This window comes from Imbroritus primus (assembly GCF_964332355.1).
Lineage (GTDB): Bacteria > Pseudomonadota > Gammaproteobacteria > Burkholderiales > Burkholderiaceae > Imbroritus > Imbroritus primus.
On record NZ_OZ201293.1, the window covers coordinates 82,282 to 95,031 of the forward strand.

10 protein-coding genes are annotated in these 12,750 nt (G+C 65.8%); 1 reads left to right on the top strand and 9 read right to left on the bottom strand.

Going from position 1 to position 12,750, the window contains the following annotated elements; genetic code table 11:
* Positions 1-49 precede the first annotated feature (49 nt).
* From minE to ACQ3C8_RS00360, 4 genes are all read right to left on the bottom strand, one after another.
* A complete protein-coding gene (minE, locus tag ACQ3C8_RS00345) occupies positions 50-304 on the bottom strand; it encodes a cell division topological specificity factor MinE (protein ID WP_428852050.1) in 255 nt (84 codons plus the stop codon).
* 11 nt (positions 305-315) lie between these two features.
* Positions 316-1,131 (bottom strand): septum site-determining protein MinD, encoded by an 816-nt coding sequence (gene minD / locus ACQ3C8_RS00350; RefSeq protein ID WP_009520810.1) that lies wholly within the window; start codon positions 1,129-1,131, stop codon positions 316-318.
* Positions 1,132-1,160: 29 nt separating this feature from the next.
* A complete protein-coding gene (gene minC, locus ACQ3C8_RS00355) occupies positions 1,161-1,907 on the bottom strand; it encodes a septum site-determining protein MinC (RefSeq protein ID WP_428852051.1) in 747 nt (248 codons plus the stop codon).
* Positions 1,908-1,980: 73 nt separating this feature from the next.
* The gene (locus tag ACQ3C8_RS00360) at positions 1,981-4,551 is read right to left on the bottom strand and encodes a hypothetical protein (protein ID WP_428852052.1); all 2,571 of its coding nucleotides are present in this window, start codon (positions 4,549-4,551) and stop codon (positions 1,981-1,983) included.
* A gap of 548 nt (positions 4,552-5,099) precedes the next feature.
* On the opposite strand from ACQ3C8_RS00360, the gene ACQ3C8_RS00365 reads away from it, so the two are divergent.
* Positions 5,100-6,296, top strand: a complete 1,197-nt coding sequence (locus ACQ3C8_RS00365; protein WP_428852053.1) for a LysR family transcriptional regulator — start codon at positions 5,100-5,102, stop codon at positions 6,294-6,296.
* Positions 6,297-6,325: 29 nt separating this feature from the next.
* Here ACQ3C8_RS00365 and rodA read toward each other — a convergent pair whose 3' ends face one another.
* The 5 genes from rodA to ACQ3C8_RS00390 form a co-directional block, all read right to left on the bottom strand.
* Complete coding sequence (gene rodA, locus ACQ3C8_RS00370; protein ID WP_009520814.1) at positions 6,326-7,468, bottom strand: rod shape-determining protein RodA; 1,143 nt, start codon at positions 7,466-7,468, stop codon at positions 6,326-6,328.
* A 16-nt stretch (positions 7,469-7,484) separates the two neighbouring features.
* Positions 7,485-9,671 carry a penicillin-binding protein 2 gene (mrdA, locus tag ACQ3C8_RS00375; protein WP_428852054.1) on the bottom strand — a complete coding sequence of 729 codons (2,187 nt, stop codon included), beginning with the start codon at positions 9,669-9,671 and terminating at the stop codon, positions 7,485-7,487.
* Positions 9,672-9,704: 33 nt separating this feature from the next.
* Positions 9,705-10,217, bottom strand: a complete 513-nt coding sequence (gene mreD, locus ACQ3C8_RS00380) for a rod shape-determining protein MreD (protein WP_428852055.1) — start codon at positions 10,215-10,217, stop codon at positions 9,705-9,707.
* Entirely contained in the window at positions 10,214-11,146 is a 933-nt protein-coding gene (mreC, locus tag ACQ3C8_RS00385) for a rod shape-determining protein MreC (RefSeq protein WP_009520817.1), read from the bottom strand. Before mreC ends, mreD begins: the two co-directional genes overlap by 4 nt.
* Before the next feature lie 125 nt (positions 11,147-11,271).
* Positions 11,272-12,315: a rod shape-determining protein gene (locus ACQ3C8_RS00390; protein ID WP_009520818.1), complete on the bottom strand. Its 1,044-nt coding sequence runs from the start codon at positions 12,313-12,315 to the stop codon at positions 11,272-11,274.
* Between the last annotated feature and the right edge of the window lie 435 nt (positions 12,316-12,750).

Here is a 12,750-nt window from a genome sequence, read left to right on the forward strand (position 1 = left end):
GTCGCGCGCCGGATACCGGGCGGCGACGCACTGTTGTCCGCTGTTGCCGTCAGCCCTGCGGGATCTCGATCTTCACCTCGAGCACTTCGAGGTTGTCCTGGCGTTCGAGACTGACCTTGATGTCATCGTCGCCAATATGCACGTACTTCGAAATCACCGCCACCAGCTCGCGCTGCAGCGCCGGCAGGTAGTCGGCCGGCGAGGCGCCGCCCGTGCGCTCATGCGCCAGGATGATCTGCAGGCGCTCCTTGGCGACGCTGGCGGACTTCTTCTTTTCGCCGAGCAGGAAAGACAGAATCGACATGATGTCCTCCCTTATTTGGCGCCGAACAGCCGCTGGAGCAGGCCGGGCTTCTGGTAGTCGATGAAGCGCATCGGGCGGTCTTCGCCCATGAAGCGGTCGATGATGTCGCGGTAGGCATTCGCCACGTCGGAGCCGTCCATGTGGATGGCGGGAATGCCCTGGTTGGAGGCGTGCAGCACCGACTCCGATTCGGGCACCACGCCGATGAGCTTGATGCGCAGGATTTCCTGGATGTCTTCCAGCGAGAGCATCTCGCCTTCCTGCACGCGCTTGGGGTTGTAGCGGGTAATCAGCAGGTGCTCGCGGATCGGCTCCTTGCCTTCGATGGCGCGCTTGGTCTTGGACGACAGCATGCCGAGGATGCGGTCCGAGTCACGTACCGACGAGACCTCCGGATTGGTGACGATCAGCGCCTCGTCGGCGAAGTGCATGGCCATCAGCGCCCCCGATTCGATACCGGCGGGGGAGTCGCAGATGATGTACTCGAAGTCCATGGCCATCAGGTCATTGATGACCTTTTCCACGCCTTCCTGCGTCAGCGCTTCCTTGTCGCGCGTCTGTGAGGCCGGCAGGATGAACAGGTTCTCGCACTTCTTGTCCTTGATCAGGGCCTGGTGCAGGTTCGCCTCGCCCTGGATCACGTTGATCAGGTCATACACCACGCGGCGCTCGCATCCCATGATCAGGTCGAGATTGCGCAGGCCGACGTCAAAGTCGATCACTGCGGTCTTGTGGCCACGCAATGCGAGGCCGGCCGCGAAACTTGCACTGGTGGTCGTCTTGCCGACGCCACCTTTACCCGATGTCACAACGATAACTTTTGCCATCTGCGCGTTCCAGAAAAATGGGTTTCAGATTACTTCATGCGAAGTGGTTCGAGAATCAGCTTGTCGTCCGCCAGCCGGATCTGCACGGGCTTGCCGAGCAGTGTGTCCGGAAAAGGCTGTTCGGACGTGCGGTAGATCCCGGCGATCGAAATCAGCTCGGGTTCGAGGCAGGTGCAGAAGATGCGCGCCTCGGTATTGCCGCGCACGCCGGCCAGGGCGCGGCCGCGCAGCGGTGCATAGACGTAGATGTTACCTTCGGCCATGACTTCGGCGCCATAGCTCACCAGGTCGAGAATCACCAGATCGCCCTTGGCATAGATCTGCTGGCCCGAGCGTAGCGGCTTGTCGATCAGCATGGTGCCGGCCGAGATGAGCGGCGCGGGCGGTGGCGGTGCGGATGCCGCGGGCGCGGCAGCAGCGGGAGCCGCGGAGGCGGACGTCTCCTTGCGGGCCGGGCGGCGCGACTGGCTCTCGACCACCGGCAGCCCGCCCTGGCCTGCCCAGGCCTGCTGCTCCGGCCGGGCCACGACGCCGACCGGGTGGGCCTGCAGGCTGCGCAACAGGTCAGCGACCTCATCCAGCGCCACGGTTTCGCCGTCCTCGAGGGGACGCACGTCGATGGCGACGATGTCGTTGGAAAAGAATTCGGGCGTCGCCGCAAAGCGCTGCGTCAGCTCTTCGCGCATGGCCGCCATGTCCGTGGTGCGCACCGAGAACAACAAGGCATCCACGGTTCCGCTTTTCAGTTCAAAGCGTGCCGTTTTCTTCTGTGACATAAGACAACCAGTCTGGAAAGACTCAATTCTAACGGGGTTCCGCCGTCTGTCATGAAAAATGGGTAACAGGCTGTTATTCCGATGATGATTCCGGTCCTTTCCCGGTTGTCATCCGGTGGTGATGCGGCATGACGGCACGGTGATATGGCGCCTCGCGCAGGAAGCGCGTGGCGTGACAGGCGCGTTCCTGCCATTGCGCGGCGCGGCCGGGTTCGCCGCGTAATTCGCAGATCCGCGCCTGCAGCCAGAGCAGTCGAGTCAGGCCCAGCCTGACATGGGTGCGGCGCGCGGCGCGCAGGCCGCGTTGCACACAACTCTGCAGCGGCGCGAGCGCGCCGAGATGCAGACAAACCTCGCCAGCCAACCCGGCGATCAGCGGCACCTGGCTCAACGCCAGCGTGCTAGCCTGGCGGACGGCTTCGAGTGCATCCGCCAGCTGGCTGGCCGCCGTCGCGCCTGGCCTGAGCGGCCCGCTCAGGGTGTGGACGACCACCCGTGCAATCACCGCAAATCCCTGCAGCCCCGTGCGTTCGGCGTGGGCCAGCAGTTGCGCGGCGCATCGCCGCGCCTCGGCTGCTTCGCCGCGATACTGCGCGCACATGGCACGGCAGTACCACACCATGCCCGCTGTGTGCTCTGGGGGCGGATAAAGCGGCGCGATGCCGGCCGCTGTGGGATACGCCGTGTCGCTCATGTCCTGCGCCCACGCCTGCGCCGCACGGGCGATGGAAACCATGTCGACGCCCGGGGTGGGCGCCGCGTCGCGCCCGATCGCCAGGCGCGCCCACTTCTCGGTTTCGTTGGCCGCCGAGATGCACTGGCGATAGCGGCCGCGCAGCAGCGATTCGACCGCACGGCACGCGTGTGCAACCGCACGCCACGGTGCGACGCTGGCGTTGCGCATGAGGTGCGTACCCAGGGCGCGTGCTGCGAGCGGTCCACGTGCGAGGAGACGCAGGGTCCACAACATGTGGCGCACCTGCATGGGGACCGGTGTGCCGGAGTGCTTGAGCTGGCCGAGCAGTTGCACGGCTGGGCCGCCCTGATGATCGTCGCGCTGGCCCCGCAATAGGCGTGCCGCCGCTGCGAGGCCGAGGGGGATCTGCGAGCGCAGGCCGGCGGCAAGACGTTCGGCCTGCATCATGGCGCGTGCGGCACGCTGGTAGCAATAATGCGCGCGCACCACACGGCCCGCCATCAGCGCCTGTTCCGCTGCGGCATGCCAGGCTGCAGCCGCGTGCCCGGGCTGTGCGCCGCGTGCGAAATGCCATGCAGCCTCCACATGGCGGTCCTGCTCACGGCAGCGCAAGGCGACGATGCGGTGCAGGCGAACGGCTTGTGGCAGCGGTAGCCGCAAGCCGGCCAGATAACGCAGCATGGGCCCGGCGAAATTCCAGCGGCCGCGCCCTGCCGAGACCAGGATGCCGGCGGCCGCCAGCGGCAGCGGAACGCGGCCGGCGTCCTTCATGAGCCCATGGCATACCGCCAGTGCATCGCTCCGCGAAAAACTGCCGCGATAGATGGCCAGGCAGGCGACGGCACGCCGCATTGGCGGTTCGAGTGCATCGATCTGCCGGACATGATCGCCAGCTTCGTCGTGACGCGGCGGCAGTCCGGCAGACGGGGCGACAACGACGCCAGCCGTCGCGGCGCCTGCGGCGGTCTCGAAGGCGCGGCGCGTGATCGCGCCGGTCGGATCGATCGGGTGTTCCGGCCAGCCGCTCAGATGCCATCCGCTATGTACGCCGATCGCCGCCGGGACATGTGCGGCGTGATAGCGCTTGGCGAGCAGGTTCGCCCACAGGCGTGCCTGGGTACAAGGATCGACGGGGTCGGGCAGCAGGCCGAAGATGGCCAGCAACGATCCGGGATGCGGATGCTGCAGCACGGCCGGTGTGTTCTTGAGCAGCGCTTCCCCAAGCGTGGTGACTGCACGCGTACGATGGCTGGATTCGGTATCCGGTTCGCGGGCCAGGGCCATGATGCAGGCGATCCAGCGTCGCTCCGCGAACATGCCGCCGCCCGAGTGAGACGTCGCGGGTGTGCGTGCGTGCGTCTTGCCGCCGTCGACCGCGTGGCCCCGCAGCGCCAGCTCGGCCGTCACGCGCTGGTATGCCTGACGAATGCGCCGCGCCCAGAACTCGCGTTGTTCAGTGAGCCATTGCTGGAATGCCGGAGCATCGGCAAGCGCAAACGTGCCAGCCAGCGGTGCGCGCCACACTCCGGCCAGCGCCTCCGCATCGGCGATCTTCAGGCTGTGCGGGTCAGCCGTCTCGATGCGCTCGCAATGCTGCGCGGTCTCCCACAGATCGCATCGCAGCGCGCGACGCGGCAACTGCAGTTGCTGATGGATGCGCTCGACCCGTGTTGGCCGCAGCAGGCGGTCGAGCGTGAAGAGCGCGTGCCGCAGGCGGGCGCGTCCCTCGGGCTCGGGGACGCCAGGCCACAGTGTCTGCACGAGTACGCCTCGGCTCAGCGGCGTGAGACTGAGCGTCAACATGATCAGCAGACCATAGGCGCGCGCATATGGCAGTTGCAGTGCCGTATCGCCGCGCAGTAGCGTGAGCTGACCTTGGAGGCAGAGGCGGACCGGCGGTGGAGAGCGGCCCGGCGGCAGCCCGGACGGCACATGTGACGAACTCATCAGCGGGCGCACCTGGGATGGAGATGACCAGAGCGGATCCGGACGTGCCAGGCGCCGGACGCCCCGCGCGCTCCAGGCTCCGATCGGGAGCGAAGGGACCGGTATCGGGGCTCGAGCCGGGACGTGAATCGAGACGGGAATCGAGACATGAGTCGGGGCTCGATACGTGGCGTCCGGACCGGTGCGCGCTACCGGCGCAGGCCGGTAACGCCGGTTCATCGTAGGGGGATGTGCAGCGGGGGGCAACTAAACAATTGTCAATTGCCGTGAGGGGATCGGGATTGCGATGCTGCCTGCTGACGCCATCGGCCATGGCAGCATAACTTCGGATATTCCGGGCCTGCTTGCGGTAAAAAAGTGTCTCATACCGATTTCAATGCTGTTTAAGTGATTGCGATCCCGCTGCTGTGTCAGCAGACCGTCCCGCAGGGGCCACAGGGCGCTCCCGGGCCTGCCACGCCGCATGTTGCTTGTCTCTGAACGGCGTGCCTTCCGTATTCGTGCGTGGCGACAGGGCGCGATCCTTGCCCAGATCCAAGGAGATCGTGTTGAAACAAGCGCAAGCGTACCTACCGCTGTCGCCCGAACCGCATGCCCCGCGCACGCAGGATTCGCATCGCAGCTTCACCGTCGTATCCGCCGAGAATGTCGTACCGATCTTCCCGGGCCTGCACAGCAGGCGCGGTACCGGACAGCCGGTGCGCGGTGTTCGCCAGTCGCGCGACCGCGCCTATCTGTATGGCGCTGCGGCCGGTGCTTCCAACGGCCGCAGGGGCACGCCGGATGCGCTGCGGTCCGACCGCATCTCATTGTCGGTGCTGCGTTTCTTCATGGCAGTCTATGCCAGTGGCAAGATGTCGCGCGTAGCTGCCGAGCTCAAGGTCACGACCTCCACGGTTTCCACCAGCATTGCACGCCTTGCGCAGATGTTCGATTGCGAACTATTCCGTTCGACCGGGCGGGGGCTTGTGCCGACGGAGTCTGCCCACCAGCTTGCGCCGCGCGTGCGCGAGATCCTGCGGCTATGGGATGGCGTGCTCGGCGACATGCGCGCGACCGCGCCGGGTGTCGCCATGCCGGACCTGGAGATCGCCTGTCCCGAGTACCTGCTGACGATGTTGACGCGACTGCAGGGTGAAACCCTGCCGATGGACCTGGTGGTGCGCCATGTCCTGCCGACCTGGGAAGAGATGCAGCGGCTCTACGACACCCAGGGCGCGGCCGCGTTGATGATCGTCGATCACCGCGAGACTGTGCCGTGGGACAGCGAGCAGCACGTCATCGCGCGCTTCACCCGGCGCTGGCTGGTGGCGCGGCGGGGGCATCCGGTGCTCGGCGAGACCCCGACGCTGGCGGCTGCATACGACTGCCGCTGGATCGGCATCGAAGGCACAGCGCCGCGCGGTACCGGTGAGGGGCGTCTGTCACTGGAGTCATGGTCCAGTCTCGGGCAGCTGCTGCAGGATTCCGACCAGGTGTGTTTCTGTTCGGACATCGCCGCGCACTATCTGGTCTCGGAGCATGGCCTCGAGGCCTACCTGATGCCCGAAGACGAGCACGAGCGCTGCGAGCTGCGCCTGATGTTCTCGGGCGAGGCATGCCCTCCGGTGGTGCGCCACTGGCTGATGCAGGTCCTGCTGCCGGCGATGGAGCGTTGGGTTGCCATCGTGCTCGATGTCATGGGTCGGCCCGTTGCACCGCGCCGCGTGCTGCGCGGCAGCCGTCCGGAGCAGGCCGGCTGCTGATGCGCCCCAAGCCCGGGCAGCCCGGCCGGCTAGGATTGCACGAACCGTTTCTGCCGCGAAATATTCATGAGGATGCCGATTCCCATGCCGAGCGTGACCAGGGCCGTACCGCCATAGCTGAGCAGCGGCAACGGCACGCCCACCACTGGCAGGATGCCGCTCACCATGCCCATGTTGACGAAGGCATAGGTAAAGAAAATCATGGTGATCGAACCCGCCAGCAGGCGCGAAAACAGTGACGGCGCCTGCGCGGCGATATAGAAGCCGCGCAGTACCAGCAGTGCGTAGAGCAGAAGCAGCACGCAGTTGCCCAGCAGCCCGAACTCTTCCGAAAATACGGCGAAGATGAAGTCGGTGTGTTTTTCGGGAATGAACTCGAGGTGCGTCTGCGTGCCCTGCAGCCAGCCCTTGCCCGTCAGCCCGCCCGAGCCGATGGCAATGATCGACTGGATCGTGTGGAAGCCCTTGCCGAGGGGGTCGCTGGTCGGATCAAGGAGCGTGCACACGCGATGCTGCTGGTAACCGTGCAGGACGGGCCAGTCCACCCCAGGGGCGCATAGCTGCGTCTGGAACGAGATCAGCAGGATGGCGGCCACGCCCACGAGACTGATCACCGGGATGATGAGGCGCCACGACAGGCCGGCGAAGTAGATGATGTACAGTCCGGCGGCCAGCACCAGCAGCGCCGTGCCGAGATCCGGCTGCTTGGCGATCAGTCCGACCGGAACGGCCAGCAGTACCGCGGCGACCAGGTAGTCGAACCAGCGGATCACGCCTTCGCGCATCTGGAAGTACCAGGCCAGTGTCAGGGGCACGGCGATCTTCAGGATCTCCGACGGCTGCACCACGATGCCCACATTGAGCCAGCGCCGCGCGCCCTTGCGGATCAGGCCGAACATGGCGACCGCGATCAGCAGTGCCACACCCACCGTATAGAGCGGGACAGCCACGCGCATCAGCGTCTGCGTCGGCAGGTTGGCGATGAGCCACATCACGGCGAATGACAACAGGATGTTGCGCAACTGGTCCTCGAGCCGGCCCGGCATGTCGATGCTTGCCGAATACAGCGCAACGATGCCCATGCCGAACAGCAGGAACACGACCAGCGCCAGCGGTTTGTCGAAACCGGTGAACCAGGATTTGACGAGCGTGGCGAGACGGTGTTTGTCCATGGGGAATCCCGGCTTATTATCGTGACGTACTGCTGCGCGGCGCGCGGGCGGATGACGTAGCCGGCGCCGCGGCGGGCGGCACGGCGTGCGGCGGCTTGGCCGACAGCGCCTGCCTGACGTAATCGCTCAGCGCCTGCGGGGCGCTGGCTGGTGCATCCGCGATGGCAGGCGGCGTCGAGGCAGCATCGCCTTCGGCGGGGGGCAGCGTCGTCGAGCTGGCGATGGTCGCGGTCTTGCCGGTCACGAACACGCTTGGCGTATCCACCGGCGCCAGCGGGGCCGCGGGCGGCGCGCTCTGCGCGAGCTCCTGCGGCCACTTGCCTGTCAGGTAGTAGTCGAACATCTTGCGCGCAATCGGTGCGGCGTGCTGCCCGCCGAAACCGGCATTCTCGACGATCAGGGCCAGTGCGATGCGCGGTTTGTCGGCCGGGGCGAATGCCATGTACAGCGCGTGGTCGCGCTTGTGCTCGTCGAGCGCATGGTGGCGATAGACCTCGCCCTTGGAGAGCGAATAGGTCTGCGCCGTGCCGGTCTTGCCCGCCGCCACGTACGGGGCGCCAGCAAACGCCCGCGCCGAGGTACCGCTCTGGTTGACTGCAACCATGGCGCGCTTGATCACCTCGATATGCTCCGGCTTGTAGGGAATGCGGTAGCTTTCCTTAGGGACCGTCAGGCGGCGCTGCTTGGTCACGGCATCCTCGATGGCCTTGACCAGGTGCGGCTTCATGACGATGCCGCCATTCGCCAGGATGCCAGTGGCATGCGCCAGCTGGAGGATCGTGAAGCTGTTGTAGCCCTGTCCGATGCCCAGCGATATCGTCTCGCCTTCGTACCAGCGCTGCTGTGCTGGCTTGCGGTACGCCTTGCGCTTCCATTCCGTGGACGGCAGGATGCCGCTGCGTTCGCCTTCGATGTCGATGCCGGTGATCTGGCCGAACCCGAGTGGTTTCATGAACTCCGCCATGCGGTCCACGCCCATGTCGCGCGCCAGTACGTAGTAGTAGGTGTCGCACGACTCGACGATGGACTTGTGCATGTCCACCCAGCCGTGCCCGCCGGGTTTGTCGTCGCGGAACGTATGGTTGCCAAGCGTGAAGCTGCCGGGATCGTGCATGCCCCATTGCGCCGTGCGCAGGCCAGTCTCGAGCGCGGCCAGCGCCATGAATGGCTTGTACGTCGAGCCCGGCGGATACGCCCCGCGCAGCGGGCGGTTCAGCAAAGGCTTGTCGGTCGAATTGTTGAGTTCGTTCCAGGTGGCGGTATCGATGCCCTCGACGAACATATTCGGATCGTAGGTGGGCATCGACACGAAGGCCAGGATGTCGCCGGTATCCGGCTCGATCGCCACCATTGCGCCCCGACGCTCGCCGTACAGCAGTTCGCCGAGGCGTTGCAGGTTGATGTCGAGCGAGAGGACGAGATTGTTGCCGGGCGTGGACTGCGAGGTCGACAGCGTACGGATGGCCCGGCCGCCCGCGCTGACCTCGACCTCTTCCACGCCGGTGAGGCCGTGCAGTTCGGTCTCGTAGCTCTGCTCGATGCCGACCTTGCCGATGTATTCGGTGCCCCGGTAGTTGTTGGCGTCGCGGCGCGGATCGTAGTTGCTTTCAGCCGCCGCGTTTTTCTCGCTCATCTCCTCGATGCGTTCATTGTCGCGTTGCGAGATGCGGCCGATGTAGCCGATTACATGCGAAGCCACCTCGCCCATTGGATACTGGCGGAACAGGCGCGCGCGGATTTCCACGCCGGGGAAGCGGTACTGCTGCGCCGAGAAGCGCGCCACTTCGATGTCGCTCAGCTGGCTGCGGATCGGCAGGCTCTCGAAGCTGCGCGACTCTTCCATCAGCCGGCGGAAGCGGCGCCGGTCGCGCGGCTGGATCTCGATGATCTTGCCGATCGCGTCCAGCGTGGCATCGAGCGGCGCATCGAGCTTGGACGGCGTGATCTCGAGCGTGTAGGCCGAATAGTTGCGTGCGAGCACCACGCCGTTGCGGTCCGTGATGATGCCGCGGTTCGGCTCGATCGGTTGCACCGAGATGCGGTTGTTCTCCGCGCGTGCCGAATACTGGTCATGCTTGATTACCTGCAGCCAGATGAAGCGCGCCAGCAGCAGGCCGAAACAGAACAGCACGAACAGGAAGGCCATCACCAGTCGCAGACGGAAACGTCTCAGCTCCTGCTCGACGTTGCGGAACTCGGTCATGCGTCCCCCTGCGGGCGGACGGCATGGCGCCGGTCAGATCGGGCGGGTCTTGTCGACATGTTGCGGACGGCGTTGCGGCGCCAGCAGCAGCGCGGTAGCGAGCGGCCAGAGCATGGTCTCGATGACCGGCGCGAGGGCGATGGTCCAGTCGGGCAGCGATGCGCCCATCACCAGGCGGATCACCACCGGGACCGCGTGCGCGAGGAACAGCAGCGGCAGGATGTGCAGCGCCTGCGAGAAGACCGGAAACCACAGCACGCGGCGGTGGATGGTAATGGCGAAGTAGGCCAGCAGGGTATAAGCCATGGCGTGCTCGCCCAACAGGCGTGCATCGTGCACGTCCATCAGCAGGCCGAGGACGAACGCGATGCCCATGCCCACCTTGCGCGGCTGATGGATGTTCCAGAACACCAGCGTCAGTGCCACCAGGTCGGGAATCCACAGCAGGCGGCCCCACGGCATCATGTTGAACAGAAAGGCCAGCAGGAAGCTCAGCGCGATGAACGCCGGATTCACGGGACGCAGCAGGTAATGGGGATTGTTCATCGCCGTTTCTCCCGGGCAGCAGGGGTCGATGCCGGCGCAACCGCAGGTGCCGACGCAGCAGCGGCGGTGGGCGCGCTGGCCGCGGCTCCGGCCGGCGCCGCCGGTTTTTGCACAATCAGTAGATGGCGGTGCGCCTTGACGCCAGCGACCGGCGTGCAGATGACGCGCGAGAATGCCGTGTCGGCGCGCCGCTCGATGCGGCTGATGCGCGCCACCGGCAGGCCGGGCGGATAGACGCCGTCGAGCCCCGAGGTCACCAGCAGGTCGCCCTCCTGCAGATCGGCCGCAGCCGGCATGAAGCGCAGTTCGAGCGCACCGCGCCGGCTGCTGCCCACGGCGATGCTGCGGATACCGTTGCGCACCACCTGGACCGGAATCGCCTGGTCCTTGTCGGTCACCAGGGTCACCTGCGATTCAAACGGCATCACGCGCGTGACCTGCCCGACTACGCCCGCATCGTCGACCACCGGCGAGCCGGCGACCACGCCGGCACGGCTGCCGCGATTGATGATCAGGCTTTCGGAATATGGGTCGCGCGCGTCCGACAGGACTTCCGCGGCCAGCATCGGCACGGCGGCCTGCTGCTGCAAATCCAATAGTGCGCGCAGACGCTTGTTCTCGGCTTCCATCTGGCGGGCGTGCAGCGCCTGCTGCGACTGCTCGGCAGCGTGCTCGCGCAGCGCCTGGTTATCGGCCACCAGCGTAGCCGACGATTTCAGGTACTCGGCGGACGTCCGCCAGGCATCGCGCGGAATCAGTACCATGCGCTCGAGCGGATAGAGCACTACCGAGACGGCCTGCCGCACCACGCCCAGCGTATGCATGCGCGCGTCCACCACCAGCAGCGCCAGGGCGATCATCAGAAAGATGATCAGCCGCAGGATGGCCGAGATGCCTTGCTTGAAGAGGGGTGGTGGCGAGTATTCCATCTGGCCGGACAAAAAAACCGGCCCATGCTGTGCACGGGCCTCGATCTCGATTGCGATGCGGCCGCGCCTTCACGCGCAGCGGCAGTTGGTACGGGCGCGCGGCGGGGAGCCGGTCACCCGTGGGCTCATTCGTAGGAAAAGATGCTACCGAGCTTGTCCATGCGCTCCAGCGCCATGCCCGAGCCGCGTACCACGCAGGTCAGCGGATCTTCCGCCACCAGCACCGGCAGGCCGGTTTCCTCGGCGATCAGCCGGTCCAGGTCGCGCAGCAGCGCACCGCCGCCGGTCAGTGTCATGCCCCGTTCGGCGATGTCCGCACCGAGTTCCGGCGGGGTCTGCTCGAGCGCGATCTTGATGGCCGAGACGATCTGGTTGAGCGGCTCGGTCAGCGCTTCGAGGATTTCGTTGGACGACACCGTGAAGGCGCGCGGAATCCCTTCCGACAGGTTGCGGCCCTTGACTTCCATCTCCTTGACCTCGGAGCCGGGGAAGGCCGAGCCGATTTCCTTCTTGATGGCTTCGGCGGTCTGCTCGCCGATCAGCATGCCGTAGTTGCGGCGGATGTAGTTGACGATCGCTTCGTCGAACTTGTCGCCGCCCACGCGTACCGAACCCTTGTAGACCATGCCGCCGAGCGAGATGATGCCCACCTCGGTCGTGCCACCACCGATATCGACCACCATCGAGCCCGAGGGTTCCGACACCGGCAGGCCGGCGCCGATGGCGGCCGACATGGGTTCCTCGATCAGGTAGACCTGCGAGGCGCCCGCGCCGAGTGCCGATTCGCGGATCGCGCGGCGCTCCACCTGGGTCGAGCCGCATGGCACGCAGATGATGATGCGCGGGCTCGGGCGCAGCAGCTTCGAGTCGTGCACCATCTTGATGAACTGCTTGAGCATCTGCTCGGTGACCGTGAAATCGGCGATCACGCCGTCTTTCATCGGGCGGATGGCGTCGATGTTGCCCGGTACCTTGCCCAGCATCTGCTTGGCTTCCTTGCCGACGGCCTGCAGCGTGCGCTTGCCGTTCGGGCCGCCTTCCTGGCGGATGGCCACGACCGACGGCTCGTCGAGGACGATGCCCTTGTCGCGCACGTAGATGAGGGTGTTGGCGGTGCCGAGGTCGATGGCGAGGTCGTTGGAGAAATAGCTACGGAGGAAGCCGAACATCAAATGTTCCTGTTACATGTGTCGAAAACGTCTGATGGAGGCCGAGCAGGGCGGCATGCGTGGAATGGCTGGCGCAGCGCGGGTCGGTCTCACCAGTTCGCCTCCGGAGGAGTTGGCGAAGGTGCGGCAGCCCGGTGGTGCCGGGGACCGCACGGGTGTCTGGAATCTTTGATCAGGACACAGGGCGCGCCGGAAACCTGATCGGAGAGCCCACGGCTTGGAGGAAAAAGCCTGCCGTCCCGAAAAGCGATGCGCAATGATACCTTATAATTCTTGCAGTTTTGAAGGCAAAAGCCGCTGAAAACGCTGTCAAAAGTCCGGCTTCGGCCCGATCGTTTCGAGACGGCCTGCCGGCGGCCGTCCCGGGGTTTCTGGCGTCGGGGCGCGGCCGTCCAGGCGATGTCCTTCATATCCTGCCCGATCAACCTGCCCGAC

Coding starts and splice junctions, on each gene's coding strand:
- minE (WP_428852050.1), bottom strand. CDS start 304: ATGTCGATTCTGTCTTTCCTGCTCGGCGAAAAGAAGAAGTCCGCCAGC.
- minD (WP_009520810.1), bottom strand. CDS start 1,131: ATGGCAAAAGTTATCGTTGTGACATCGGGTAAAGGTGGCGTCGGCAAG.
- minC (WP_428852051.1), bottom strand. CDS start 1,907: ATGTCACAGAAGAAAACGGCACGCTTTGAACTGAAAAGCGGAACCGTG.
- ACQ3C8_RS00360 (WP_428852052.1), bottom strand. CDS start 4,551: ATGAGTTCGTCACATGTGCCGTCCGGGCTGCCGCCGGGCCGCTCTCCA.
- rodA (WP_009520814.1), bottom strand. CDS start 7,468: ATGGACAAACACCGTCTCGCCACGCTCGTCAAATCCTGGTTCACCGGT.
- mrdA (WP_428852054.1), bottom strand. CDS start 9,671: ATGACCGAGTTCCGCAACGTCGAGCAGGAGCTGAGACGTTTCCGTCTG.
- mreD (WP_428852055.1), bottom strand. CDS start 10,217: ATGAACAATCCCCATTACCTGCTGCGTCCCGTGAATCCGGCGTTCATC.
- mreC (WP_009520817.1), bottom strand. CDS start 11,146: ATGGAATACTCGCCACCACCCCTCTTCAAGCAAGGCATCTCGGCCATC.
- ACQ3C8_RS00390 (WP_009520818.1), bottom strand. CDS start 12,315: ATGTTCGGCTTCCTCCGTAGCTATTTCTCCAACGACCTCGCCATCGAC.